At 60.6% G+C, this 24,806-nt stretch carries 23 protein-coding genes; 16 read left to right on the forward strand and 7 right to left on the reverse strand.

Features of this window, described 5'->3' with window-relative positions; all coding sequences use genetic code 11:
- Nucleotides 1-98 precede the first annotated feature (98 nt).
- Together AC1UK9_RS25845 and rarD are read left to right on the forward strand one after the other, a co-directional pair.
- Nucleotides 99-1,073: a serine/threonine protein kinase gene (locus tag AC1UK9_RS25845; protein WP_025108581.1), complete on the forward strand. Its 975-nt coding sequence runs from the start codon at nt 99-101 to the stop codon at nt 1,071-1,073.
- 196 nt (nt 1,074-1,269) lie between these two features.
- Entirely contained in the window at nt 1,270-2,157 is an 888-nt protein-coding gene (gene rarD, locus AC1UK9_RS25850) for an EamA family transporter RarD (RefSeq protein ID WP_473013761.1), read from the forward strand.
- Nucleotides 2,158-2,380: 223 nt separating this feature from the next.
- On the opposite strand, the gene AC1UK9_RS25855 is transcribed toward rarD, so the two are convergent.
- Nucleotides 2,381-2,899 carry a glycine cleavage system transcriptional repressor gene (locus AC1UK9_RS25855; RefSeq protein ID WP_007966538.1) on the reverse strand — a complete coding sequence of 173 codons (519 nt, stop codon included), beginning with the start codon at nt 2,897-2,899 and terminating at the stop codon, nt 2,381-2,383.
- A 454-nt stretch (nt 2,900-3,353) separates the two neighbouring features.
- Between AC1UK9_RS25855 and AC1UK9_RS25860 the strand changes: the two genes are divergently transcribed.
- On the forward strand, nt 3,354-5,531 hold the full coding sequence (locus tag AC1UK9_RS25860; RefSeq protein WP_025108579.1) for a malate synthase G: 2,178 nt from the start codon (nt 3,354-3,356) through the stop codon (nt 5,529-5,531).
- A gap of 205 nt (nt 5,532-5,736) precedes the next feature.
- Here AC1UK9_RS25860 and AC1UK9_RS25865 read toward each other — a convergent pair whose 3' ends face one another.
- Nucleotides 5,737-6,189, reverse strand: a complete 453-nt coding sequence (locus tag AC1UK9_RS25865) for a response regulator (protein ID WP_025108578.1) — start codon at nt 6,187-6,189, stop codon at nt 5,737-5,739.
- A gap of 259 nt (nt 6,190-6,448) precedes the next feature.
- On the opposite strand from AC1UK9_RS25865, the gene AC1UK9_RS25870 reads away from it, so the two are divergent.
- The 8 genes from AC1UK9_RS25870 (at nt 6,449) to AC1UK9_RS25905 (ending at nt 15,642) form a co-directional block, all read left to right on the forward strand.
- Complete coding sequence (locus AC1UK9_RS25870) at nt 6,449-8,383, forward strand: putative nucleotidyltransferase substrate binding domain-containing protein (RefSeq protein WP_482578731.1); 1,935 nt, start codon at nt 6,449-6,451, stop codon at nt 8,381-8,383.
- Entirely contained in the window at nt 8,380-9,087 is a 708-nt protein-coding gene (locus AC1UK9_RS25875; RefSeq protein ID WP_482578732.1) for a 3'-5' exonuclease, read from the forward strand. The genes AC1UK9_RS25870 and AC1UK9_RS25875 overlap by 4 nt, the downstream gene beginning before the upstream one ends.
- A gap of 206 nt (nt 9,088-9,293) precedes the next feature.
- A complete protein-coding gene (locus AC1UK9_RS25880; protein WP_045122847.1) occupies nt 9,294-9,812 on the forward strand; it encodes an RNA polymerase sigma factor in 519 nt (172 codons plus the stop codon).
- Nucleotides 9,809-10,780 (forward strand): FecR domain-containing protein, encoded by a 972-nt coding sequence (locus tag AC1UK9_RS25885; RefSeq protein WP_482578734.1) that lies wholly within the window; start codon nt 9,809-9,811, stop codon nt 10,778-10,780. The genes AC1UK9_RS25880 and AC1UK9_RS25885 overlap by 4 nt, the downstream gene beginning before the upstream one ends.
- A 243-nt stretch (nt 10,781-11,023) precedes the next feature.
- Entirely contained in the window at nt 11,024-13,462 is a 2,439-nt protein-coding gene (locus tag AC1UK9_RS25890; protein ID WP_482578735.1) for a TonB-dependent siderophore receptor, read from the forward strand.
- Nucleotides 13,463-13,536: 74 nt separating this feature from the next.
- Nucleotides 13,537-14,661, forward strand: coding sequence for a PepSY-associated TM helix domain-containing protein (locus tag AC1UK9_RS25895; protein WP_482578736.1), 1,125 nt, complete (start codon nt 13,537-13,539; stop codon nt 14,659-14,661).
- Complete coding sequence (locus AC1UK9_RS25900) at nt 14,658-14,837, forward strand: hypothetical protein (protein WP_482578737.1); 180 nt, start codon at nt 14,658-14,660, stop codon at nt 14,835-14,837. Before AC1UK9_RS25895 ends, AC1UK9_RS25900 begins: the two co-directional genes overlap by 4 nt.
- Nucleotides 14,838-15,012: 175 nt before the next feature.
- Entirely contained in the window at nt 15,013-15,642 is a 630-nt protein-coding gene (locus AC1UK9_RS25905) for a glutathione S-transferase (protein ID WP_025108570.1), read from the forward strand.
- Between the two features lie 205 nt (nt 15,643-15,847).
- On the opposite strand, the gene creD is transcribed toward AC1UK9_RS25905, so the two are convergent.
- Entirely contained in the window at nt 15,848-17,218 is a 1,371-nt protein-coding gene (creD, locus tag AC1UK9_RS25910) for a cell envelope integrity protein CreD (RefSeq protein ID WP_482578738.1), read from the reverse strand.
- Nucleotides 17,219-17,357: 139 nt separating this feature from the next.
- Between creD and AC1UK9_RS25915 the strand changes: the two genes are divergently transcribed.
- Nucleotides 17,358-18,368 carry an acyltransferase family protein gene (locus AC1UK9_RS25915; RefSeq protein ID WP_482578739.1) on the forward strand — a complete coding sequence of 337 codons (1,011 nt, stop codon included), beginning with the start codon at nt 17,358-17,360 and terminating at the stop codon, nt 18,366-18,368.
- Between the two features lie 28 nt (nt 18,369-18,396).
- Here AC1UK9_RS25915 and creC read toward each other — a convergent pair whose 3' ends face one another.
- The 3 genes from creC to rloA2 form a co-directional block, all read right to left on the reverse strand.
- Nucleotides 18,397-19,815 (reverse strand): two-component system sensor histidine kinase CreC, encoded by a 1,419-nt coding sequence (creC, locus tag AC1UK9_RS25920; protein WP_482578740.1) that lies wholly within the window; start codon nt 19,813-19,815, stop codon nt 18,397-18,399.
- Nucleotides 19,815-20,495, reverse strand: a complete 681-nt coding sequence (creB, locus tag AC1UK9_RS25925; RefSeq protein ID WP_025108565.1) for a two-component system response regulator CreB — start codon at nt 20,493-20,495, stop codon at nt 19,815-19,817. The genes creC and creB overlap by 1 nt, the downstream gene beginning before the upstream one ends.
- A 68-nt stretch (nt 20,496-20,563) precedes the next feature.
- Nucleotides 20,564-21,067 carry a retropepsin-like aspartic peptidase RloA2 gene (gene rloA2, locus AC1UK9_RS25930; RefSeq protein WP_025108564.1) on the reverse strand — a complete coding sequence of 168 codons (504 nt, stop codon included), beginning with the start codon at nt 21,065-21,067 and terminating at the stop codon, nt 20,564-20,566.
- 310 nt (nt 21,068-21,377) lie between these two features.
- Here rloA2 and AC1UK9_RS25935 point away from each other — a divergent pair, with 310 nt between their 5' ends.
- Nucleotides 21,378-22,265, forward strand: coding sequence for an acyltransferase (locus AC1UK9_RS25935; protein ID WP_473013773.1), 888 nt, complete (start codon nt 21,378-21,380; stop codon nt 22,263-22,265).
- 1 nt (nt 22,266) lies between these two features.
- Here the strand turns inward: AC1UK9_RS25935 and AC1UK9_RS25940 are convergent, their stop codons facing one another.
- Nucleotides 22,267-22,824, reverse strand: a complete 558-nt coding sequence (locus AC1UK9_RS25940) for a DUF2780 domain-containing protein (RefSeq protein ID WP_025108562.1) — start codon at nt 22,822-22,824, stop codon at nt 22,267-22,269.
- A 147-nt stretch (nt 22,825-22,971) separates the two neighbouring features.
- Here AC1UK9_RS25940 and AC1UK9_RS25945 point away from each other — a divergent pair, with 147 nt between their 5' ends.
- The 3 genes from AC1UK9_RS25945 to AC1UK9_RS25955 all read left to right on the forward strand — a co-directional run bounded on the left by AC1UK9_RS25945 (nt 22,972) and on the right by AC1UK9_RS25955 (nt 24,745).
- The gene (locus tag AC1UK9_RS25945; RefSeq protein WP_482578741.1) at nt 22,972-23,607 is read left to right on the forward strand and encodes an RNA polymerase sigma factor; all 636 of its coding nucleotides are present in this window, start codon (nt 22,972-22,974) and stop codon (nt 23,605-23,607) included.
- Nucleotides 23,604-24,278 (forward strand): anti-sigma factor, encoded by a 675-nt coding sequence (locus AC1UK9_RS25950; RefSeq protein WP_473013775.1) that lies wholly within the window; start codon nt 23,604-23,606, stop codon nt 24,276-24,278. The genes AC1UK9_RS25945 and AC1UK9_RS25950 overlap by 4 nt, the downstream gene beginning before the upstream one ends.
- A 125-nt stretch (nt 24,279-24,403) precedes the next feature.
- The gene (locus AC1UK9_RS25955; RefSeq protein WP_473013776.1) at nt 24,404-24,745 is read left to right on the forward strand and encodes a hypothetical protein; all 342 of its coding nucleotides are present in this window, start codon (nt 24,404-24,406) and stop codon (nt 24,743-24,745) included.
- The last annotated feature ends 61 nt before the right edge of the window (nt 24,746-24,806 follow it).

Here is a 24,806-nt window from a genome sequence, read left to right on the forward strand (position 1 = left end):
TACCGACCATCCACTGCCCAAGGCAAAACCCTCAACCCCTACAGTCTGCGCTACCATGCTGGGCCGGACGCGGCAGCCTGCCGCGCGCAGGAGTCAGCATGGCCCACCCGTTTGAAACCCTCACACCCGATCTCGTGCTCGATGCCGTCGAAAGCATCGGCTTCCTGAGTGATGCGCGCATCCTCGCGCTCAACAGCTACGAAAACCGCGTCTATCAGGTCGGCATTGAAGACTCTGAACCGCTGATCGCCAAGTTCTACCGCCCGCAGCGCTGGACCAACGAGGCGATCCTCGAAGAGCACCAATTCACTTTCGAGCTGGCCGACGTCGAGATTCCCGTGGTGGCGCCGCTGATCCACAACGGCCAGACCCTGCACGAACACGCTGGTTTCCGTTTCACCCTGTTTCCTCGTCGCGGCGGCCGTGCCCCGGAGCCGGGCAATCTCGATCAGCTGTATCGACTCGGCCAGTTGCTGGGGCGCATTCACGCGGTCGGCGCGACCAAACCGTTCGAACACCGCGAAGCCCTCGCCGTGCAGAACTTCGGCCATGCCTCGCTGAACACCTTGCTCGAAGGCAACTTCATTCCCAAAAGCCTGCTGCCGGCATATGAATCCGTCGCCCGCGATCTGCTTAAACGCGTGGAAGATGCCTACGCCAACACGCCGCACCAGAACATCCGCATGCACGGCGACTGCCACCCCGGCAACATGATGTGCCGCGACGAGATGTTTCACATCGTCGACCTCGACGACTGCCGCATGGGCCCGGCGGTGCAGGACATCTGGATGATGCTGGCCGGCGACCGTCAGGAATGCCTGGGGCAGCTGTCCGAACTGATGGACGGCTACAACGAATTCCACGACTTCGATCCACGCGAACTGGCGCTGATCGAGCCACTGCGCGCCCTGCGCCTGATGCATTACAGCGCCTGGCTGGCCAGGCGCTGGGACGACCCGGCGTTCCCGCACAGCTTCCCGTGGTTCGGTACGGAACGTTATTGGGGCGATCAGGTACTGGCGTTGCGCGAACAGCTGTCGGCGCTCAACGAAGAACCCCTGAAACTCTTCTGATGACCCACAAATCCATGTGGGAGGGGGCTTGCTCCCGAAGACGGACTGACATTCAACATAAATGTTGGCTGACATACCGCCTTCGGGAGCAAGCCCCCTCCCACAATTTTGTCCTGTGTTCACAAATTCAAAACTCATTTGCCAACAAATCTCCTTACAATCCCTGCTTTGTCAGCTGTCTGAGCAAGGATTCTGCATGCAAGCCGCCAACCCGCGCCGCGGGTACATTCTGGGCCTGAGTGCCTACATCATCTGGGGTCTGTTCCCGATCTACTTCAAAGCCATTGCCGAAGTCCCGGCTGTCGAGATCATCATTCATCGGGTGCTGTGGTCGGCGCTGTTCGGCGCCTTGCTGTTGATGGTGTGGAAGCACCCCGGCTGGTTGCGCGAGTTGCTCGACAACCCCAAGCGCCTGGCGATCCTGGCCCTGAGCGGCACCCTGATCGCGGCCAACTGGCTGACCTACGTGTGGTCGGTGAACAACGGGCGCATGCTCGAAGCGAGCCTCGGTTACTACATCAACCCGCTGGTCAACGTGCTGTTGGGGATGTTGATTCTCGGTGAGCGTTTGCGACGCATGCAGTGGGTCGCCGTGGGGCTGGCAGCCATCGGCGTGGCGCAGCAGGTATGGCAGGTCGGCAGTCTGCCGTGGGTGTCGCTGGTGCTGGCGCTGACCTTTGGTTTTTACGGGCTGATCCGTAAACAGGCGCCGGTCAAAGCCTTGCCCGGACTGGTGGTGGAAACCTGGATGCTGGTGCCGATTGCTCTGGCCTGGCTGTTGTTCAACCCGACTGCGACCAGTGCACAACCGGCGTTCTGGAGCACTTCCCAAGCCTGGTGGCTGGTGGCGGCCGGCCCGGTGACGCTGGTGCCGCTGGTGTGCTTCAACGCTGCCACCCGACACTTGCCCTACACCACGATCGGCTTCTTGCAGTACTTCGCTCCGACCTTGGTCTTGTTGCAAGCAGTACTGCTGTTCGGCGAGCACATGTCGTCCAGTACCCTGATCGCATTCATCTTCATTTGGGCCGGTCTGGCCGTTTATAGCGTCGATGCGGTGATCAGTTTGCGTCGGCGCAGCTGATCAAAAAACGCACAAAGCTTCGCAGGCCACGGTTCTCCTGGCCTGCAACGTTCCTTCCCAAGGTTATCCACAGCGTGATCCCCGCCGTTTGTGCGCAAGTCACTGAATGCTGGCGGTTTTTTGATCAGTTCCCGGCAAGCCACGGCCAGCCTGGCGTTGCGCCCGGTCTCTACAGGTTATCCACAGGCAGGTGCACGTTAAAACTGGATAACCCGGGCGGCGCTTAAACATCTGTGCGCAACACCAGTTCGACCATCAGATCATCAGCCAGGGTTTCCAGGCGCGATTGCAGCACGTCCAGCGACAAGGTCAGTGGCACCGCCAGAATCGCTTCGGCGTGGAACAACGGCTCGCTGCTCATCGGCGCCGGACGCACTTCAGTCACCAGTCGTTCAAGGTTTACGCCTTGCTCGCTGAGCAAGCGAGTGATGTCGCGCACGATTCCCGGTCGATCATTACCGACCAGCTCCATGGCGATCGGTTTCCAGGTGCAGGATTGCTCGATGCCACTCTCGGCAATCAGTACGCGAATGCCCTGCGCCGACAGCGCCTGTAGGGAATCGACTAATTCGTCGTAAGCCTCCGCCGGTACGCCCACCCGCAGAATCCCCGCGAACTGCCCGGCCATCCGTGACATGCGACTTTCCAGCCAGTTGCCGCCGTGCTCGGCAATGCATTGGGCGATGCGCTCGACCTGCCCGGGCTTGTCCGGCGCAAAGACAGTGAGTACGAGATGGTCCATGGCGCAGCCCTCTTGTCATGACTTTTGTTATAGAAAGGCAAGTATAGGCAAGGGATGAGCGGGTGCCTCAGACGCTCGAAAACACAAATCGTGTACAACTTTTTATATTTAGCTGGAACAATCCGCTGGTTTTTTGAGAACATCCCGTTCCGCGACGTGACCGCAATGCGTCATGAGGTCGCAGAACGACGTAATTAGTCTGATTTTCACAAGCGCAACTCATCATGTAGTATGCCGCAGCGCGCACTACATAACGCTGGATCGATGTCTGCCCAAGGCACGTTCGCAACCTTGAAAGCCCCGTCAGCAAGGCCCCCAAGCCGTTGATTGGTCCCAGCCCAGCCGCCAGCAATGGCATGTACTGGTCGGAAGGTTTGTGGTTTAAATGGCCAGAGGCTTCATTGTTAAATTGAAGAGCTGAAAAGCGAAATAGCTGAGCAGAGTGAGGCAAGCAATGACTGAACACGTTCAAGTCGGTGGCCTGCAGGTCGCCAAAGTCCTGTTCGACTTCGTGAACAACGAAGCCATTCCCGGTACCGGCCTCACCGCCGAAAAATTCTGGGAAGGTGCCGACAAGGTCATTCATGACCTGGCGCCGAAGAACAAAGCCCTACTCGCCAAACGCGATGACTTCCAGGCTCGCCTTGACGCCTGGCATCAGGAGCACGCCGGCCAGGCGCACGACGCTGTGGCCTACAAAGCTTTCCTGCAGGAAATCGGTTATCTGCTGCCAGAAGCGGCTGATTTCCAGGCAACGACGCAAAACGTCGATGACGAAATCGCCCGTACCGCCGGCCCGCAACTCGTGGTGCCGGTGATGAACGCCCGCTTCGCCCTCAATGCCTCGAACGCCCGCTGGGGTTCGCTGTACGACGCACTCTACGGCACCGACGCGATCAGCGAAGACGGTGGCGCGGAAAAAGGCAAAGGCTACAACAAGGTGCGTGGCGACAAGGTTATCGCCTTCGCCCGTGCGTTCCTCGACGAGGCCGCGCCATTGGCCGCCGGCTCACACGTCGATTCCACCGCTTACAAGATCGTTGACGGCAAACTGCTGGTCTCCCTCAAGGGCGGCAGCAACAGTGGCCTGCGCAACGACGCGCAACTGATCGGCTTCCAGGGCGACGCCAATGCGCCAATCGCGATCCTGTTGAAACACAACGGTCTGCACTTCGAAATCCAGGTCGACGCCAGCACCCCGGTTGGCCAGACTGACGCTGCCGGCGTCAAAGACATCCTGATGGAAGCGGCGCTGACCACCATCATGGACTGCGAAGACTCCGTGGCCGCCGTCGATGCCGACGACAAAGTGGTGATCTATCGCAACTGGCTCGGCCTGATGAAGGGCGACCTGGCGGAATCCGTGTCCAAGGGCGGCCAGACCTTCACCCGCACCATGAACCCGGATCGCACTTACACCGCGCCGAACGGCGGCGAAGTGACACTGCACGGCCGTTCGCTGTTGTTCGTGCGTAACGTCGGTCACCTGATGACCATCGACGCGATTCTCGACAAAGACGGTAACGAAGTGCCGGAAGGCATCCTCGACGGTCTGGTGACTTGCCTCGCGGCGATGCACAACCTCAACGGCAACACCTCGCGTCGCAACACTCGCACCGGCTCGGTCTACATCGTCAAACCGAAGATGCACGGCCCGGAAGAAGCCGCGTTCACCAACGAGCTGTTCGGTCGCATCGAGGACGTGCTGGGCTTGAAGCGCAACACGCTGAAAGTCGGGATCATGGACGAGGAGCGCCGCACCACGGTCAACCTCAAGGCGTGCATCAAGGCTGCCAGCGAGCGCGTGGTGTTCATCAACACCGGTTTCCTCGACCGCACCGGCGACGAAATCCACACCTCCATGGAAGCCGGCCCGATGGTGCGCAAGGCCGACATGAAGGCCGAAAAGTGGATCGGCGCCTACGAAAACTGGAACGTCGATATCGGTCTGAGCACCGGCCTGCAAGGTCGTGCGCAAATCGGTAAAGGCATGTGGGCGATGCCGGACCTGATGGCGGCAATGCTTGAGCAGAAAATCGCTCACCCACTGGCCGGCGCCAACACCGCCTGGGTTCCGTCGCCAACCGCCGCTGCGCTGCACGCGCTGCACTACCACAAGGTCGACGTGTTCGCCCGTCAGGCCGAGCTGGCCAAACGTGCCCGCGCTTCGGTGGACGACATCCTGACCATCCCGCTGGCGGTCAACCCAAGCTGGACACCTGAGCAGATCAAGAACGAACTGGACAACAACGCCCAGGGCATTCTCGGTTACGTGGTGCGCTGGATCGACCAGGGCGTGGGTTGCTCGAAGGTGCCGGACATCAACGACGTCGGCCTGATGGAAGACCGTGCAACGCTGCGTATCTCCAGCCAGCACATCGCCAACTGGCTGCGCCACGGTATCGTGACTGAAGCGCAAGTGATGGAAAGCCTCAAGCGCATGGCGCCGGTGGTTGACCGTCAGAACGCCAACGACCCGCTGTACCGTCCGCTGGCACCGAACTTCGACAGCAACATCGCCTTCCAGGCGGCGGTCGAACTGGTGATCGAAGGCACCAAACAGCCAAACGGCTACACCGAGCCAGTGCTGCACCGTCGTCGTCGCGAGTTCAAGAAGGCCAACGGCCTGTAACCTGCGCTGATAGCCGGACATGAAAAAGCCCTGATCTTTCGATCAGGGCTTTTTGTTGGCCGATTAAAATCTTGCTACCACTGGTGAACCATTGTGGGAGCGGGCTTGCTCGCGAAGGCGGTGGGACAGTCACCATGGGTGTTGAATGTTACTGCGCATTCGCGAGCAAGCCCGCCCCCACAGAGGGGTCGGTGTTGCTTGAGCGTCAGGGTTCGATGCCCAGTTCGTGTTTGACCAGACCAAGCAACTTCGCCGTATCAATTGGCTTGAGCAGAAAATCCACCACGCTCAGGTGCATCGCCGCAATGGCGTCTTTCACATCCGCGTCACCCGAGACAATGATGATCGGCATCGCCGCCCGCACCGATTCACGTACCTGGCGGATCAGGTCGAGGCCATCGACCTTACCCTCGCCCATGCGCAGGTCAGTGATGACCAGCCCGATCGAAGGTTTGTCGTCGAGCATTTTCAACGCAGTTTCGCCGCTGGCCGCGGTCATGCAACGAATGCCATCCAACGCGAGAATCTCCGACAAAAGCTCCCGGGCGTCCTTGTCGTCATCGACGATCAATACACGCTGCGGCGGCAGATCGGGTTCGAGCATGACAGCGCTAAGCGCTTCACGCTCGGCGTCGCTCAAAATATCGTGGTCGGACATGGCGTTCTCTACGTTTTCAAATCAATCACCTGGCACAGTCGTCAGACATCGCTAAGCAGAGCTTCAATGTGCACTTCGTCGGATTTTTTTCCAAGAGGCTGACGGCAGAATTTCCGACTGTTTTTGTAGGGATCTTCCCAAATGTGCCGAACGGCAGCGCAAACCTAGACTTACGTCCAATGGGCACCCCGCACGCAGGGGCCGACCATGGCTGCAACGATCCGACAACAACAATTCAAAAAAGACTGCGGTAATGGTTATGAGTAAAGCGGACGCCTTCACCCAGGCAGGGAAAACCGCGGTGTTGCAGAACATTCAGGGCACCCTGCAATTCCTCCAGCGCTTCCCGCCCTTCAATCAGATGGAACACGCCCACCTGGCTTATCTGGTGGAACAATGTCAGCTGCGATTCTACGGCCAGGGCGAAAGCATCATCAAGCCCGCCGACGGGCCGGTCGAACACTTCTATATCGTCAAACAGGGCCGCGTGGTTGGCGAACGTCAGCACATCACCAAGCCAGGCACCGAAACCACCTTCGAGATCACCACCGGGGAATGCTTCCCGTTGGCCGCGCTGATTGGCGAGCGGGCGACCCGTACCGAGCATCTGGCGAGCGAAGACAGCTTCTGCCTGCAACTGAACAAACCGGCGTTCATCAAACTGTTCGCCCTGTCCAACAGCTTTCGCGATTTCGCCTTGCGCGGGGTCAGCAGTCTGCTCGATCGGGTCAACCAGCAAGTCCAGCAAAAAGCCGTGGAAACCCTCGGCACCCAGTATTCGCTCAACACTCGCCTTGGCGAATTGGCGATGCGTCATCCGGTGACCTGCAGCCCCGAAACGCCACTGCGTGAAGCGGTGAAGCTGATGCACGAGCAACAGGTCGGCAGCATCGTCGCGGTGGATGATCACAAGGCGCCGTTGGGGATTTTCACCCTGCGCGACCTGCGCGAAGTGGTTGCCAATGGCAACGGTGATTTCAGCGAAGCCATCGACCGGCACATGACCCGCGCACCGTTTTTCCTCTCGCCGGATCACAGCGCTTTCGATGCCGCGATTGCCATGACTGAACGGCACATTGCCCACGTCTGCCTGGTGAAAGAACAACGCCTGTGCGGGGTGGTGTCCGAGCGCGATCTGTTTTCCCTGCAACGGGTCGACCTGGTGCATCTGGCCCGCACCATCCGCAGTGCCCAGCGCGTGGAGCAACTGGTGAGCCTGCGCGGCGAGATCGGCCAACTGGTCGAGCGCATGCTGGCTCACGGTGCGTCTTCGACGCAGATCACGCACATCATCACCCTGCTCAACGACCACACGGTGTGTCGGGTGATCGAACTGACCCTCGCCGAAAAAGGCGACCCCGGCGTGCCGTTCAGTTGGTTGTGCTTCGGCAGCGAGGGCCGACGCGAGCAGACCCTGCATACCGATCAGGACAACGGCATTTTGTTCGAAGCGCGGGACGCGGCGCATGCGGCGGAGATTCGCGGCAAACTGTTGCCGATCGCCCAGCAGATCAACCACAGTCTGGCGCAGTGCGGTTTCAGCCTGTGCAAAGGCAACATCATGGCCGGCAACCCCGAGCTGTGCCTGTCTCGGGCGGAATGGGCGCGGCGCTTTGCGGCGTTCATCCGCGAGGCCACACCGGAGAACCTGCTCGGCTCGAGCATCTACTTCGACCTGCGGGTGGTCTGGGGCGACGAGAAAGGTTGTGCGCAACTGCGCCGGGGGATTCTCGATCAGGTCGGCGACAACCGTTTGTTCCAGCGCATGATGGCCGAGAACGCCCTGCGCAATCGGCCGCCCGTGGGGCGCTTTCGCGAATTTGTGCTGGCGCGCAAGAACGGCGAGAAAGCCACCCTCGACCTCAAGGTTCAAGGCCTGACGCCGTTCGTTGACGGCGCACGCCTGTTGGCCCTGGCGCATGGCATCGAAACCAACAACACTCTGGAGCGTTTGCGTCAGCTGGTAGAAAAAGACGTCATCGAACGGCTCGACGGCGCGGCGTACGAAGAGGCTTACCACTTCATCCAGCAGACGCGGATGCAGCAACACCAGATCCAGACCCGTGAGAACCTGCCCTGGTCGAACCGGGTCGATCCGGACAGCCTCAATCATCTGGACCGACGCATCCTGCGTGAATCCCTGCGCCAGGCCCAGCGTCTGCAAAGCAGCCTGGCCTTGCGGTATCAGCTATGAGCCTGTTCTCGTGGCTGCGACCGGCCAGTCCTCTGCTGTCGGCAGACCTGCAACAGCGTCTGGCACAGCTGCCAGCGATCAGCGAACTGCGCGAATGCAGCCTGCGCCAACAGCGTTGGGTGGTGCTCGATCTGGAAACCACCGGTCTGAACCTGAACAAGGATCGCGTGCTGTCGATCGGCGCCGTGGTCATCGAAGACGGCGCGATCGACTTCAGCCAGCAGTTCGAACGCACTCTGCAATGTCGGGAGCTGAAGCTCGGCCCGAGCGTGTTGATTCATGGCCTGGGGCCGAATGCGATTGCCGCCGGCAGCGACCCGGCCGAGGCGTTGCTGGAGCTCCTGGAATTCATCGGCGACAGCCCGGTGCTGGCGTTTCATGCCCCCTTCGATCAGCACATGCTCGGGCGCGCGCTGAAGGAGCACTTGGGCTACAAGCGGCAAAATGTGTTTCTGGATGTCGCGGACATGGCGCCGCTGCTGTGCCCGCAGGCGAATATCCGCGAGGCCGGGCTGGATGAGTGGATCGACTGGTTCAAGCTTGAAGTGTTCGAGCGCCACAACGCGAGTGCCGACGCGTTGGCCACCGCAGAGCTGGCGTTGATTCTGTTCAGCCGGGCGCGGCAGCAGCAGATCCATAGCCCGTTGAATCTGCTGCAGCGTTTGAGTCAGTGGAAACGTCGACAGCAGGCGCCGTCCTTCTAGTTCATCATGCCTGTACTGGCCTCTTCGCGAGCAAGCCCGCTCCCACACTGGAATGCATTCCCTCTGTGGGAGCGGGCTTGCTCGCGAAGAACGATGATGCGGTTTTACTGATACCACCCGACCAGTGGCCAATTGCTAACCATTCCCACCTCTGCGAGAATCGCGAACAATTCTCGTTGGTTAACATTTCCCAATCGGTGCGTCTGGTGTCGTCAGTCCCAAGCCCTCACAGTGAACTCGTCGGTGCGTTGTATCGCGACCATCGCGGTTGGCTGCTGAGCTGGTTGCGGCGCAACGTGGCTTGCCCGCAGCGAGCCGAAGACCTCAGCCAGGACACCTTCGTGCGTCTGCTCGGCCGCGATGAACTGCTGACGCCACGCGAACCCCGGGCGTTTCTGGTGGCGATCGCCAAAGGTCTGTTGTTCGACTACTTCCGCCGCGCCGCGCTGGAACAGGCCTACCTCGCCGAATTGATGCTGATCCCCGAAGGCGAACAACCTTCGGTGGAAGAACAGCAACTGATCCTCGAAGACCTCAAGGCTATCGACCGTCTGCTCGGCAAACTCTCGACCAAGGCCCGCGCCGCTTTCCTTTATAACCGCCTCGACGGCCTCGGCCATGCCGAGATCGCCGAGAAGCTCGGCGTCTCGGTGCCGCGTGTGCGGCAATACCTCGCACAGGGGATTCGCCAGTGCTACATCGCCCTGTACGGTGAGCCGACATGAGCCCGGCCAGCTCCAAACCGGTCTCGGCCCAGGTGCTGGATGCGGCGATCGCCTGGCAGTTATCGCTGGATTCCGGCAGTCCCCTGGAGCGTGAAGAGTTCGCCAAGTGGCATGCAGCCCATGAAGAGCACGCTCGGGCCTGGCGCCAGTTGGGCATGCTCGATCAGCGTTTCAGCGTGGCCAACGGTCCGGCTCGCAGCGCGTTGTTGCAATCACGCGAAGGCATTCGCCGCCGGGTGCGCAAGCTGGGCAGTGGTCTGGCGAGCATTGTCGCGGTGGTCGGTCTGGCACTGCTGGTCGGTGATCGTTACGTGCCGCTGGATTACTGGCTCGCCGATCAACGCACGGCAACCGGCGAGCAGCGCACGGTGCGTCTGGCCGACGGCACCCTGCTCAACCTCAACACCCACAGTGCGGTGGATGTGCGCTTCGATGCCAGGCAACGGCTGATCGTCCTGCAGGAAGGCGAGATTCTGGTAGAGACCGGCCATGGCGATGCGCGGCCCTTCATCGTCCAAACGCGCGAAGGCAGCATGCGTGCGCTGGGCACGCGGTTTCTGGTCAAGCGCGAGGAGCAAGGTACGCGCCTGAGCGTGTTGCAGTCGGCCGTGGCGGCGCATCCGCAAAGCCACCCCGAAGAGCAGATCCTGCGCGAAGGCCAGCAAGTGTTGATTCGCGACGACGGTCTCGATGCAGTCGCCACTCTCACCCCCGGCGCCGATGCCTGGACCCGCGGCATGCTGGTGGTGGATAACGCGCGACTGGAAGACCTGCTGCATGAACTCGGACGTTATCGCCGCGGGTATCTGGGCGTAACGCCGGAAGTGGCTGACTTGCGCATCACCGGCAGCTTCCCGCTGCACGACACCGACAAGGCCTTGAGCGCCCTGCTGCCGACCTTGCCGGTGCAGATCGAGCAGCACACGCCGTATTGGGTCACGGTGGCGAAGGCTGATACCAAGCCTTAAAAATTCGTTGTCCGGGAAACAGCTATCGCGAGCAGGCTCACTCCCACATTGGAATGCACTCCACTGTGGGAGCGGGCTTGCTCGCGAATGGGCCATTGGCATCACCTTGGAAAAGGGTTTGCCGAATACTTGCGCAGTCCCACTCCCCCGTTAATCGAAATTATTTTCATCCAGCCCTATCACTTTTCAATTCTCGTCCGGCACACAGGCAATTGAGAAATATTTCCATTCAGGAGCCTTCGCATGTCCCGTTCGCTAGACACCTTGTTGCGCCCCAGTCTGCTGGCTGCGGCCATCGCTTTCGGCGCACCGCTGATCAGCAGCCCGTTGCTCGCCGCTGAGCAGGCTTCCAGCGTGCGCGCCTACAACTTGCCGGCAGCGCCACTGTCGACCACGCTGAACCAGATCGCCAGCCAGGGCGGCCTCGCGCTGTCGCTGAGCCCGTCGCTGGCAGCCGGCAAGACCTCGGCGCCGGTCAACGGCCAGTACGACGCCGCCGGAGCTCTGCGCGCGGCGCTGCAAGGCACCGGCCTGCAACTGGAACAAAGCAGCACCGGCACCTACACCCTGGTCGCCGTGCCGGAAGGGACACTGGCGCTGCCGGAAACTGCAGTGATCGGCGTGGAAAATCTTGAAAGCGCCTGGGGCCCGGTCGAAGGCTACACCGCCACCCGCACCGCCGCCGGCACCAAGACCGACACCGCGCTGGTCGAAGCACCGCGCTCGATCTCCGTCGCGACCCGCCAGCAAATGGACGACCGCAGCGTGCACAGCCTCGATGACGCCGTGCGCTACATGCCGGGCATCACCGCCAGCAGCTACGGCAGCGACACCCGCGCCGACTGGCTGCGCGTGCGTGGCTTCGAGCCAACTCAGTTCCTCGATGGCCTGCCGCTGCCAAAAGGCGTGTACGCCAACCCGAAACAGGAAACCTGGAACCTCGACCGCCTCGCCCTGCTGCGCGGTCCGGCCTCGTCGGTGTACGGCCAGACCCCACCGGGCGGCCTGCTGGACATGGTCAGCCGGCGTCCGAGCAGCGACGCCAGCAGTGAAATCCAGTTGCAGTACGGCAGCGACAACCATCGCCAGATCAACTTCGCCAGCACCGGCAAGCTCGACGACGCCGGCCAGTTTCTCTACGGCCTCAGCGGTGTGGTGCGTGACAGCGACACACAGATCGATCACATCGAGAACAAGCGCTACAACATTGCGCCGAGCCTGACCTGGAACATCGACGACGACACCAGGCTCACCCTGCTGAGTCAGTTCACCCGCGACGATACCGGCGTTACCAGCCAGTTCTACCCGATCCAGGGCACCAAGATCGACATGCCGTTCGGCAAGATTTCCCATCACAAGAATCTGGGTGATCCTGACTACGACTACTACGACCGCACCTACTACGCGCTCGGCTATGCCTTTGAGCATCGCCTCAACGACGTCTGGCAGTTCAAGCAGAACCTGCGTTACACCAAGTCGGACCTGTCGTTCCAGACCGTGACCGTGAACAGCTACAACACCCAGTACGCAGGCTACACGGTTGACGATCAGGGCAACGTCGGTCGCGGCACCACCAACGTCGATGAGGACATCAGCCAGTTCGCCGTGGACAACAACTTCCAGGCCGACTTCGCCACCGGCGACATCCGCCATACGCTGTTGCTCGGCCTGGATCATCAGCGCAGCAACACCCAATACACGTCGATCTTCGGTACTGCGCCGGACATCAACGTCAACAACCCGATCTACGGCCAGCCGATCACCCGGCCGCCACGCTCCAGCGCGTTTTACGATTACGACCAGAAGACCTACCAGACCGGTCTGTACGTGCAGGACCAAATGGCCCTCGATCAATGGCGCCTGACATTGGGCGGTCGTGAAGACTGGGTACACACCAGCACCAAGTTCATCAACAAGGGCGATGCCACCAACACCCAGCGCGACAAAGCCTTCAGCGGCAACGCGGCACTCAGCTATGTGTTCGACTCGGGCTTCGTTCCGTACCTGTCGTACGCCGAATCCTTCCAGCCAACCAGCGGTGCCGATTCCACCTCCACCGGTTCGCTCAAACCGACCGAAGGCAAACAATGGGAGCTGGGCATCAAGTACCAGCCACCGGGCAGCAAGACCCTGCTCAGCGCAGCGGTGTATGACCTGACTCAGAAGAACGTCTCGGTCAACAACATCGTCAACAACGTGACCATCACCACCCAGGCCGGCGAAGTGAAAGTCAAAGGCCTGGAACTGGAAGCGGTCTCCGACGTTACCGATAACCTGAAAGTCATCGCCGCCTACACCCTGGCCAAGTCCGAAATACAAAATGGCGTGGACAAGGGCAATCGCCTGCAACTGATGCCCAACCAGCAAGCTTCGCTGTGGACCGACTACACCTGGCACAGCGGCATGCTCGACGGTTTCGGTGTTGGTGGTGGCGTGCGTTACACCGGCAACACTTATGGCGACAAGGCCAACACCTGGCTGGGCAAGGCCGATGCCTACACCGTGTTCGACGCCTCCGTGCACTACGACCTCGGCCGCCTCGACAACAGCATGAAAGGTGCCTCGGTCGCGATCAACGCCACCAACCTGTTCGACAAGGATTACATCTCCACCTGCGACGGCTACTACTGCTACTACGGCGACCAGCGCAGCGTCGTCGCCAGCGCGACTTACAAGTGGTAAGGGCGTGAGCTGAAACCGGTCCTGTCACCAAGCCGTCCTCCGTGGACGGCTTCGGTGTTTTTGAAGGTCATGAAATGAAAAGTAAAACAATTCGCCGCTGGTCGTTCATCCACACCTGGACCAGCCTGATCTGCACCGTGTTTTTGCTGCTGTTGGCATTGACCGGCCTGCCGCTGATCTTCCATCACGAGATCGAGCACCTGCTCGGCGATGCGCCGGTACTGCGCGAGATGCCAGCTGACACGCCGCACCTGAACCTGGCGCAACTGGTGGAGGCGGCAGAAAAACATCGTCCCGGCGAAGTGGTGCAGTACTTCGGTTTCGAAGACGACGAACCCGACGCCGTACTGACGATCATGGCAAAAACCGCCGGCACCGAACCGAACTCCTCACACACCTTCATGCTCGACGCGCGTACCGGTGAAGCACTGGAAACGCCTTCGGCCAACGGCGGCCTGATGCTATTCATCCTGCGCCTGCACGTGGACATGTTTGCCGGGCTGCCGGGCAAATTGCTGCTGGCCTTCATGGGCTTGCTGTTTGTGGTCGCGATTATTTCGGGGACGGTGTTGTACCTGCCGTTCATGCGCCGCTTGCCGTTCGGCACCGTGCGCCAGGACAAGTCCACCCGCCTGCGCTGGCTCGACCTGCATAACCTGATTGGCGTCGTCACGCTGACCTGGGCGCTGGTGGTCGGTGTGACCGGGGTGATCAGCGCCTGCGCCGATCTGATCATCGCCGCGTGGCGCAATGATTCGCTGACCGCCATGGTCGCGCCCTACCGCGACGCGCCAGCGCTCACCCAACTGGCCCCGGCCACCCGCCTGCTGGACATCGCCCGGGACGTGGCACCGGGGATGAACCCGGACTTCATCGCGTTTCCCGGCACACGGTTCTCCAGCGAGCACCATTACGCCGTGTTCATGAAAGGCGGCACGCACCTGACCTCGCACCTGCTGACGCCGGTATTGATTGACGCCAGCACTCTGCACGTCACCGCTGTGGCCGAGCGGCCGTGGTACATGGACGCCATGGGCATGTCGCAGCCGTTGCACTTCGGTGACTACGGTGGCATGCCGATGAAAATCCTCTGGGCGGCCCTCGATGTGCTGACCATCATCGTGCTCGGCAGTGGCGTGTACCTCTGGGTCGTACGGCGCAAAGCGGCAAAACCGCTGCCGGTGGAGGCTGCTGCATGAAGCCGCGTCAGTCGAATTTCTGGAAGGTCTTCAGTACGCCGCTGGTGATTGCGCTGTTGAGTGCAGCGGGTTTGTTTTCGGCGCTGCTGGGGGACGGAATCTGGGACGCGTTGAGCTGGGTCGGGTTGGGTGTCCCGGCATTTCTGGCCATAAGAGGCTTGTTGCGGCGCGGGTGATTTCTGTTTTGCCTGACAGGCTCGCACCCACATTGGATTGGGTTCGTTCACAAATCCCTGTGGAAGCGAGCCTGCTCGCGAAGGCGGCCTGATGAACACCACCAAATCCCTCGCCAGCCGCCCTGTATCTGACTAGGCTAACCTCCTGCTCTTCGATGACCACCGAGGTTTGCCAATGTCCGCCCCCAGCATGACCCTGTTTCACAACACGCTCTCCCCGTTCGTGCGCAAAGTGATGGTGCTGTTACACGAGACCGGCCAGCAGGATCGCGTCGCCCTGCAAGACTGCGTGCTCAGCCCGGTCAGTCCGGATCCGGCGCTCAACGCCGACAACCCGCTGGGCAAGATCCCGGCCCTGCGCCTGGCCGATGGCAGCGTCATCCATGACAGCCGCGTGATCCTCGAATACCTCGACCAGCAGCACGTCGGCAATCCGCTGATCCCCCGCGAAGGCTCGGCCCGCTGGCGGCGCCTGACCCTGGCCTCGATGGCCGACGGGATCATGGACGCCTCGGTAGCGGTGCGCTACGAACTGGTGCTGCGCGCCCCGGAAAAACACTGGGACGAATGGCTCGATGCCCAGCGCGACAAGATCCGTCGCGCCCTGGCCTTTCTGGAAAGCGACGCCATCGCCGAGCTGACCAGCCATTTCGATGTGGCGGCGATCAGCGTGGCCTGCGCGTTGGGATACATCGATCTGCGCCATCCGGACCTGGACTGGCGCACCGCCAATCCGCAATTGGCCAACTGGTATTTCGAAGTGAGCCAGCGGCCGTCCATGGTCGCCACAATGCCCAAGCCTTAAATCGGCGGCGCCAGTTCTGGCCCCTTCACGAGCAATCCCGTTCCCACATTTTTATGTATGACAGAGAAATCTGACCCAGCACAATTCCTGTGGGAGCGGGCTTGCTCGCGAATGCACTCACTCGCTTCTACAGGCAGAAACCCGATAATCCGCGTCACCAACTCATCCTTCCAGCGCTGATCCTCGCGCAGACCCAACGACCCGCTCATTGCATCGCCCCCACATCAAACTCCAGTGGTTTGGCCGATTTCTGCCCGATCCCGTACCAATCCAGTTTGCGCGTCAGCACCATGAACACCCCGAGCAAACCGAACAGCAGCAACGAACCCATCAGCAGCGCGTAATCCTCAGCGCTCAGTAGCCCATACAGCAGGCCATACAACGCCGCCAACCCGGCAGAAAAACTCAAACCGTGGCGCACGCTGTGCAGCACGTGGCACACGTAAAACCCGATCAGCAACACACAGCCACTGGCTGACAGCAGATACGCCAGGGCAAAGCCGATGTGTTCCGACAACGACAGCAACAACAGGTAGAAAAACGCCAACGCAACACCGACCAGCGCGTATTGCACCGGGTGCACCGCAAGGCTCTTGAGCACTTCGAACAGGAAGAAACCGGCGAACGTCAGGACGATGAACAGCAGCGCATATTTGATCGCCCGATCACTCTTCAGGTACTGATCCACCGGGTCGATGAAGCTCACACCAAAGCTACGCCCGCTGAACGCCTCACAGTCCTTGCCCACGACGCAGCGGTTCATCGCCTCTTGCAGGTTGGTGGAGAAAAACGAGGTCTGCCAATCGGCGCTGAAACCCTGATCACTGATCTCGCGCTTGGCTGGCAGGAAGTTGCCGATGAAACTGGGGTGCGGCCAGTTGGCGGCAAGACTGACGTGGCTGGTCTTGCCCACCGGCAATACTTGCAACGTACCGGTGCCTTGCAGACGCAAATCGAAACCGAAGCCCAACTCCGTGGTTTTGCTGGTGTCCAGTATCGGCAGCGTGACTCGCACACCTTCGCCGAGCCATCCCACCTGGGTGCCGGGCACAAAGTCCAGGCGCTGGCCGTCGAGCTCCAGTTTCAGCGCATTTTCGATGCCGCGAATGTCGCTGATGCCCACCGCCAGAAACGGCGCATCAAACTGGTAATCGGCAAAGTCTTCCTTGATGCCCAACTGCGCCGGCAACGAGAAATGCCCGGTGATGCGATTGTCGGCATGGAACAACCGCGCCTCGTAAATACCGCGATTGCGCAGCTCGGTCTGCACCTGGCCGTCGAGCTCGAAGCGCTCCGGCAAGAAGTACAACCGCCCACGCTCTTCGCCGAGTTCTTGATAGCGCTGATTGGTTTTCTCGTTGGTCTTCCAGGTGCGCACTACCTTGCGATACGGCACCACCATGACCGGCCCGCTCAGTTGCTGGCTGTAGCTGGAACTGCGGGCGATGTCTTCCAGCACGCCGTCGCGCAATTGCTGGCGGTCGTCGATGATGCCGTCGATCATCAGCAGTGGTATCAGCAACAGCAGGATCAGCAGGGCAATGGCCCCCAGTTTTATGGTCAGACTTCGATTCATGAGAACGCTCCCTTGTTGGAATGGAGCGAGTCTGAGAGCGTTGTGTGTTCCTGATATGGAGGTCGTGTGGGTTTTGTGTGGAAATACCTGTACAACGCTTCCTCACAAATCCGGCAATGTTGAAGATAAGGACAGTACGTTGCGTAACAACTCTTTTGATTTGATCAGGCACTTTGCAGCACTAATGGTGCTGGTAAGTCATCACTTTGCGCTCTGGGGACTGCCGGAGCCAGGCATTGCCGGCTTCAGCTCACTGGGGGGAATCGCCGTGACTGCGTTCTTTGCGATCTCCGGCCTGCTGATTACCCGCAGCTTCGTCAACTGCGCAAGCTTTACCGACTATCTGACCAAACGCGTGGCCCGCATATTTCCGGCATTGATCCTCTGCGCGTTCGCGATGACTTACATCGCCGGCGCCCTGTTTGCCGAGGGTTATGTCACCGGCTCAAATGCCGCGATCGACTTTCTGCGTATCTCGGTTTTCGGTCGGGCCAATATCGAACCCATTACCAATGGTTTTATTTTCAGCGAGTCCTTCAACGGCAGTCTCTGGACATTGAAGATCGAATTCGGCTTTTACCTGCTGCTGGCGGCCGCTCTCGGCCTGTATCGAAAAGCGCTGGTGCCGTGGATTCTGCTGGCGGTGTTTGCCTTGGCAACCTATATCCTGGGCAATGAAGTATCCGGCGCGCAGGCACAAAAACTGGCGACATACAGCAGTGCCGGCATCGCCTTTTTTGCCGGCTCGGTGATTGCCTTTCACAAACAGCATTTCAGCGATCGCCGCATCCTGGCGATCACGCTGGCGGTGAGCCTCGGATTGATTTACCTCAGCGTCGGCACCCCATTGGCCGCAGTGCTTGCCACGTTGGGATGTTGCCTCGCCACCCTGAGCCTGGGCCTGCTTTACGTCGACAAAAGTATCCGGGGTCGCTTTGATATTTCTTACGGGATTTATCTTTATGCATTCCCGGTACAGCAACTGGTCATCAACAAGACATCCCTGACCTTCGTACCGTCCATGCTCGTATCTGCGCTGATCGTGATCGCTCTGGCTATCGTCTCCTGGCGCCTGGTCGAGCAACCGGCATTGCGTTTTGCCCATCGGGCGAAGCGCCCGCGTACTGAGTCGGTATCGTCTCAACCCTGAGCTTGTGCGTGAGCCTGCCCGCGACGCATCAGGGCAGGCTCAGCACCACCAGTACTCCGCCCGAAACGTTGCTGATCGACAGCTGACCGCCATGTAATTGGGCGACTTCTGCGACAAAGTTCAGCCCCAGCCCGGTGCTTTTGCGGCCGCTGTCCGGGCGCGGCAACGAGTAGAAGCGCTCACACAAACGCGGTAAAGCGTACTCGGGAATCGGCGCAGCCTCATTGAACAGGTGGAACTCGACCTGCTCCCCGACACGTTCGGCACTCAAGCGCAGCCTCCCTGAAATCGGGGTGAAATCGAGCGCATTCTCCAGCAGATTGCCCAGCGCCTGACGCAGCAGAAACTGCTCGCCGATCAGCAACAGATCCGGTGCAATCGTCTGCTCGATCTTGAGCCGTCGACCTTCGATTCGCGCTGCCTGCGCCCGCAACAATTCGTCGAGCAACGCTGCCAGCGGCACCGCTACCCGCTCCTCCAGCCCCTGACGCTGCTCCACCTGCGCCAGGTTCAGCAGCCGCTCGATCAACTGTTGCATCCGCGCGCTTTCACTGTCGATGTTGCCGACAAAGCGCAGGCGCTGGATGGGGGGCATGTCACCCTGCAACAACTCTGCCGCACCGCGAATCGCCGCCAGCGGACTTTTCAATTCGTGGGTCAGGGTGTGCACGTAGCGTTCCACGTAAGCCTTGCCCTCCAGCTGGGTGCGCATCTGCTCCACCGCCGTGGCCAGTTGTTCCAGCTCACCGCCACGGTAATGCGGCACCTCGACCCGCCGCCCCTCACTCACGGCCTGGGCGTACCCGGTCAAGCGGTGCAGCGCGCGACTCAGCCACCATGACAACAAGGCGCCGAACAGCAAACCCAGGCCGATCAGCCCGGCGCCATAGAACAGCAAGCGCCGCTCGGTACGATCGACATAAGGCTGCAATGAGCTGTTGGGCTTGGCCACGGTGACCACGCCGATGATTTTGCCGTTATCGCGAATCGGCGCGCCGACGTGCATTACCGAAGAGTTTGCATCGTTGGGATCGCTGCGGCTCGACCGCGCACCGTACTCGCCACGCAAGGTCAGGTAGACGTCGTTCCAGCGCGAATAATCCTGACCGACCGCCACCCCGCTGGAATCCAGCACCACAATACCGTTGGCATCGGTGACGTAGATGCGGTGGTTGACCTGGTTTTTCGGCAAGCCCCAGATCGTCGCCTGCGGCTGACGCTCGCCATAGGCACGCAGCAATTCGGGCCAGCGGTTCTCGCTGAGCGTTCCGGCCTTGAAATCATCACGCAGGATTTCCGCCATCAGATTGGCCGTGTCGACCAGGGTTTCTTCGGTGGACTGGCGCACACCGGGGCGGATTTCCTCCATCACCGTATTGAGCACGAAGTAACCGGTCAGGCCGACAAACAGCACATACACCAGAAAAATCCGCAGCCCCAGCGACATCAGCTGTGCCCCGGGCTGTAGCTGTAACCGAGGCCGCGATGGGTCTGGATCGGCTCGGCGTCGGCACGCACCAGACGCAGTTTGGCGCGCACGCTTTTGATATGGCTGTCGATGCTGCGCTCGTAACCGGCGTCCGCCGCCACGCCCAGCGCATCGAGCAACTGCTCGCGGCTGAACACTCGCTGCGGTTGTTCGAGCAGGCACTGCAACAGACGGAATTCGTGGCGGGTCAGGCTCAGTGGCTGCCCCCGATAGCTGATCAGCACACGCTCGGGATCGATGCGAAACACCGCCGAAGTGGCCTCCACCGCAGGACGCGGCGCCATGCGCTTGAGAATCGCCCGGACCCGCGCCGCGACTTCCCGCGGGCTGAACGGCTTGACCACGTAGTCGTCGGCACCGATCTCCAGCCCCACCACGCGGTCGATCTCGGCGTCCCGGGCACTGAGGAACAGCACCGGCACTTCGCTGAAGCGCCGCAGCTGTTTGCAGGTTTCGAAACCGCTGATGTCCGGCAGACCGATATCGAGAATGATCAGATCGGCCGGCGTCTGCCGTTGATGCTCCAGCGCCGCCGCGCCGAGGCTCAGCCACGTGGTAGTGAACCCCTCGCCCTGCAGGGCAAAAATCAGCGTGTCGGCAATCGCCGCTTCGTCTTCGACAATCAGGATATGAGGCATGGCATCCGAGCCCATGGGTAAAGTGCGGGAACGGTGCCCCAAGCCCGACGTTACGTCAATGAGACCACTTAGCAGTCCGGCTTGTCGGCGGTAAAGCGCCGCGCCGGGTTCACGGCCGCGCCGAACTCGCGCAGGGCCTTGGCACCGATCAGCAACGGGTAGTTGAAGTTGCTGCGGTCGGTCAGGTTGACCTCGACGGTACGCTTGACGTTGCCCAGGCACAGTTCCAGATCGACTACCGGGCGCTTGGCGACTTCAGTGGCATCGCTGTCGTCCTCCTCATCTGCGCGGCTCTTGATCTTGCTGATCCGCGCGACCTTGTGTTCATAGACCTTGTTGCTGGCGTCCTTGGTGCCGAGGCGAAAGCGCACCCAGTTCTCGCCGTCGCGGGTGAAGGTCTCGATGTCCTTGGCCGACAGCGAGGCGGTCAGCGCGCCGGTGTCCATCTTGGCCTTGAGCACCTCGCCGCCGATTTCCGGCAGCGCGATGTATTCATAACGCCCGTACAGGGTCGGCTCGGCGGCCATGACCGGCAGGGCAACGAGGGCAAACAGTGCAAGGAGGGATTTCACGTAGAGGGCTTCCTTGAAAAATGAGGGCGTCAGACGCGAGATTTTAGACAGCAGGCGGGCAATTGGTTCGCCTCAAGTCCGCCTTCGCGAGCAAGCCCGCTCCCACATTGGATCTACTGTGTACATGCTGTCTTCAGCACACCACCAATCCCCTGTGGGAGCGGGCTTGCTCGCGAAGAGGCCAGCACATTCAACACAACTTCCGAGCAAAGCATACCGGCCCGAAAGTGAAACATTCGTCACCCCCGATTTGGCCTGTCGCCCGAAGCCACTTATCATGGCGCGCCCATCCGCCTTCATAGAGTTGCTTATGCGCCGCCTGCTCACCGGCTGTTTCGTCACCCTGCTGCTGTTGCTCAACACCCTGATCCTGATCGGGCCGTTGATGGTCTTTGCTCTGCTCAAGCTGGTCGCGCCCGGGCGCTGGCGTGATTATGCGTCGTGGGCGGTGATGTGGATCGCCGAGACCTGGGCCGAGATCGACAAGCTGATCTTTCGCCTGTGCATCCCCACTCAATGGGACATTCGCGGCGGCGAAGACCTGCGCGGTGACACCTCGTATCTGGTAGTCAGCAACCACCAGTCGTGGGTCGACATTCCGGCGCTGATCCAGGCCCTCAACCGGCGCACGCCGTTCTTCAAGTTCTTCCTCAAGAAAGAGCTGATCTGGGTGCCATTCCTGGGGCTGGCGTGGTGGGCGCTGGATTATCCGTTCATGAAGCGTTACACCAAGGCGTTCCTGGCCAAACATCCGGAGTTGGCGGGCAAGGATCTGGAAATCACCAGACAGGCCTGCGAGTTGTTCAAGCGTCAGCCGGTGACCGTGGTCAATTATCTGGAAGGCACCCGCTACACCGCAGCGAAAAGCGCGCAGCAGCAGTCGCCGTTCAAGCACCTGCTCAAGCCCAAGGCAGGCGGCGTGGCGTTTGTCCTCGCGGCGATGGGTGAACAACTGGATGCAATTCTCGATGTCACCGTGGTTTATCCACAGCAGAAGATTCCAGGATTCTGGGATTTGATCAGCGGCAACGTGCCGCGGGTGATCATCGACATCAAGACCCGCGAACTCGACCCGGCGCTGGCGCAGGGCGACTACGAGAATGATCCGGTGTTTCGCGAGAAGGTCCAGAGCTGGGTCAACCAACTCTGGACCGAGAAGGATCAGCGCATCGCCGAATTACGCGGCGAGCGCGCCTGAATCAGCTACCGGTGCCGGCGCCCCAGATGCTGCCCAGGCTTTGCAGCAGCGGGCCGCCGACGCCTTGATCACCCAGATACTTGAGGAGCACCGGAGCAAACTGGCCAACCATGCCGCTGTCCATGCCCAATGCGCCAAAGGCATTGTTCAGGTCACTGGTGTTCTTGACGTTGCCCAGTGCGTTTTCCAGACCGGCTGACTTGCCCGACGAGCCCAGCAAGCCGCTCAATGCCGCCATGTTGCCGCTACCGCCCGACAGTTTGTCGATGCCCGGCACTTCTTTGGCCAACTGCGAATAATCGGTGCTGCTCAATTGGTTCTTGGCCAGGCCAAGCATGGCGCTGGTGCCCCCGACGGCTTGCTGAGGCGTAACCCCCAGACCGGTGACAGCTTGCAGCAGACCGGCGGTTTCCGAGGTCGGCGCGGCGGCAGTGGCGGCGTTGCCGCCCTGCATGCTTGCAGCAGCCTTGGTCACATCGTCCAGGCTGAAACCGGCGAACACCGGGCTGGCCGCAAGGGTCATCAGCGAAGCCATTGCAATACCGCGTGAAATCTTCATTCAGACATCCTCTTGCGCTGTGAAACCACCCTTCAATGGGCGGCGAAACTGCCGGTTTGACCGGTTATGCGGCGGCATGTTCCTCGCCCGCGCATCCATTTTCAGCATAGCCACGTATATAAATCGTGAAACCCTGGAATGGCCGCGATGAATGGCACAAGCGCTTTTGCTGAACTAGCCTGTGAACAGTCCGAGATCAGTCCTCGTCGACCGCCCTTTGCCTGGAGAGACGTCATTTCCATCGCCGACACCGATCAGTTGCGACAGCTGTTGGCCCAGTGCTCACTGGGTGATCGTCGCGCCTTCGAAACGCTGTACCGCAGCGTCGGCCCGCGCCTGCACGGCGTAGCCTTACGCTTCATGGGCCGTGCGGATCTGGCCGAAGAGGTCTTGCAGGAAAGCTTCGTGCGCATCTGGAACAACGCTTCGCGCTACGAAGCCCATTTGTCGGCGCCGCTGACCTGGATGATCAACATCACCCGCCATCAAGCCATCGATCAATTGCGCAAACTTCGCGAGCGGCCGCTGACCGATGTCGAACAGGACGCCCTCGCGGACGAAAGCCCTTCGGCGCATGAACTGTTGAACAGCAGCCGTGAAGCCAGCGCCCTGCACCGCTGCCTGGACACCCTCGAGGGCCAGCAGCGCCAGTCGATCACCGTCGCCTACTTTCAGGGCCTGTCGTGCTCGGAACTGGCCGAACACCTGGCCGCACCACTGGGTTCGGTGAAGTCATGGATTCGTCGGGGCATGGAGCGTCTGCGCAGGTGCCTTGAATCATGAACTACCAGACCCCGGCCCTGCGCCGCGCCCTCGCTGCCGATTACGCCATCGGCCTGATGTCTTCGGCGGCGCGGCGGCGCTTCGAACAATTGCTGCTGGACGACGCGGCCCTGCGAACCGAGCTGGCGCAATGGCAGGAAAGCCTCGCCAGCCTGACCGACGTGGTGCCGGAACAGCCGGTACCCGATCGCGTGTGGCAACGCATTACCGCGCGGATCGAGCCGCAAGTGCTGCACGTCCCGCAAAAACGCCCGTTCTGGAACTGGCTGCGGGTCAGCGTCGCGGCCTGTTCGATCGTCGTGCTGGTGTTCCTCGGCTCGCTGTACAACCGCGACGACGCCCGCTATCGCGCCACCCTGCTGACCGCCGACGCGCAACCGGCGCTGAAGGTCGAGGCGCATGCGGACTATCTGCAAGTGGAGCCGCTGACATTGGCGGCGGTTGGACCTGATCGCAGCCTGGAACTGTGGGCAATCCCGGCCGATGGCAAACCGATCTCGCTCGGTGTGATCCCGGCAGGCGGCAAAGGCAAGGTTGAGCTGAGCGAGGCGCAGAAAGTGTTGATCGGCAAGCCGATTGCGCTGGCGGTCAGTCTGGAGCCGAAGGGTGGTTCGCCGACCGGACAGCCGACGGGCCCAGTCCTTTATCAGGGTGCTTTGGCTGCACTGTGATCAAGTTATGAGTACAAAGTCTTTTTATCGCGAGGAGATATAACAACCTGTCAAACCTGACAGTAGTGCGAATAGGGTTAACTTCCCATGCTGGGCACTCCAAACAAACATACAGGAGTGTGGAAATGAACAAGTCGATCGCAATGGCGCTTTTTATCATTGGCGCAGCTACTACGAACGCTTACGCAGCCGGTGTCGAAAGCTGTCCTCCGGTCAATACCATCAAATCATCGGCCTATACGGACAGCAGCGTTCCAAAGCCGAACAACACCGGTTTCAAATACACCGCCAGTTTCGAAGGCAAAACATGGACCGGCGAAACTCTGTCAACCCGAGACGACTTCTTGGCACCGAAATACGAACTGAAAGCAGAAAGCCTAGACGGCTCGATCTGTAGTTATGGTGGGAAAAAGATCGTTGAAAACGGCGAGAATTCCACTCCATATCTGAAACTCAAATCCAATTGAATTTGACGCTTTCAGCGGCAGGCATCACATAAAAAGGGCGACCCGTGGGTCGCCCTTTTTT

Source organism: Pseudomonas sp. AK-TSAG1-1 (genome assembly GCF_056821665.1).

What these genes read in the sequence shown, in the direction of transcription:
- AC1UK9_RS25845 (WP_025108581.1), top strand. Translation starts at nt 99, where the DNA reads ATGGCCCACCCGTTTGAAACCCTCACACCCGATCTCGTGCTCGATGCC.
- rarD (WP_473013761.1), top strand. Translation starts at nt 1,270, where the DNA reads ATGCAAGCCGCCAACCCGCGCCGCGGGTACATTCTGGGCCTGAGTGCC.
- AC1UK9_RS25855 (WP_007966538.1), bottom strand. Translation starts at nt 2,899, where the DNA reads ATGGACCATCTCGTACTCACTGTCTTTGCGCCGGACAAGCCCGGGCAG.
- AC1UK9_RS25860 (WP_025108579.1), top strand. Translation starts at nt 3,354, where the DNA reads ATGACTGAACACGTTCAAGTCGGTGGCCTGCAGGTCGCCAAAGTCCTG.
- AC1UK9_RS25865 (WP_025108578.1), bottom strand. Translation starts at nt 6,189, where the DNA reads ATGTCCGACCACGATATTTTGAGCGACGCCGAGCGTGAAGCGCTTAGC.
- AC1UK9_RS25870 (WP_482578731.1), top strand. Translation starts at nt 6,449, where the DNA reads ATGAGTAAAGCGGACGCCTTCACCCAGGCAGGGAAAACCGCGGTGTTG.
- AC1UK9_RS25875 (WP_482578732.1), top strand. Translation starts at nt 8,380, where the DNA reads ATGAGCCTGTTCTCGTGGCTGCGACCGGCCAGTCCTCTGCTGTCGGCA.
- AC1UK9_RS25885 (WP_482578734.1), top strand. Translation starts at nt 9,809, where the DNA reads ATGAGCCCGGCCAGCTCCAAACCGGTCTCGGCCCAGGTGCTGGATGCG.
- AC1UK9_RS25890 (WP_482578735.1), top strand. Translation starts at nt 11,024, where the DNA reads ATGTCCCGTTCGCTAGACACCTTGTTGCGCCCCAGTCTGCTGGCTGCG.
- AC1UK9_RS25895 (WP_482578736.1), top strand. Translation starts at nt 13,537, where the DNA reads ATGAAAAGTAAAACAATTCGCCGCTGGTCGTTCATCCACACCTGGACC.
- AC1UK9_RS25900 (WP_482578737.1), top strand. Translation starts at nt 14,658, where the DNA reads ATGAAGCCGCGTCAGTCGAATTTCTGGAAGGTCTTCAGTACGCCGCTG.
- AC1UK9_RS25905 (WP_025108570.1), top strand. Translation starts at nt 15,013, where the DNA reads ATGTCCGCCCCCAGCATGACCCTGTTTCACAACACGCTCTCCCCGTTC.
- creD (WP_482578738.1), bottom strand. Translation starts at nt 17,218, where the DNA reads ATGAATCGAAGTCTGACCATAAAACTGGGGGCCATTGCCCTGCTGATC.
- creC (WP_482578740.1), bottom strand. Translation starts at nt 19,815, where the DNA reads ATGTCGCTGGGGCTGCGGATTTTTCTGGTGTATGTGCTGTTTGTCGGC.
- creB (WP_025108565.1), bottom strand. Translation starts at nt 20,495, where the DNA reads ATGCCTCATATCCTGATTGTCGAAGACGAAGCGGCGATTGCCGACACG.
- AC1UK9_RS25935 (WP_473013773.1), top strand. Translation starts at nt 21,378, where the DNA reads ATGCGCCGCCTGCTCACCGGCTGTTTCGTCACCCTGCTGCTGTTGCTC.
- AC1UK9_RS25940 (WP_025108562.1), bottom strand. Translation starts at nt 22,824, where the DNA reads ATGAAGATTTCACGCGGTATTGCAATGGCTTCGCTGATGACCCTTGCG.
- AC1UK9_RS25945 (WP_482578741.1), top strand. Translation starts at nt 22,972, where the DNA reads ATGAATGGCACAAGCGCTTTTGCTGAACTAGCCTGTGAACAGTCCGAG.
- AC1UK9_RS25950 (WP_473013775.1), top strand. Translation starts at nt 23,604, where the DNA reads ATGAACTACCAGACCCCGGCCCTGCGCCGCGCCCTCGCTGCCGATTAC.
- AC1UK9_RS25955 (WP_473013776.1), top strand. Translation starts at nt 24,404, where the DNA reads ATGAACAAGTCGATCGCAATGGCGCTTTTTATCATTGGCGCAGCTACT.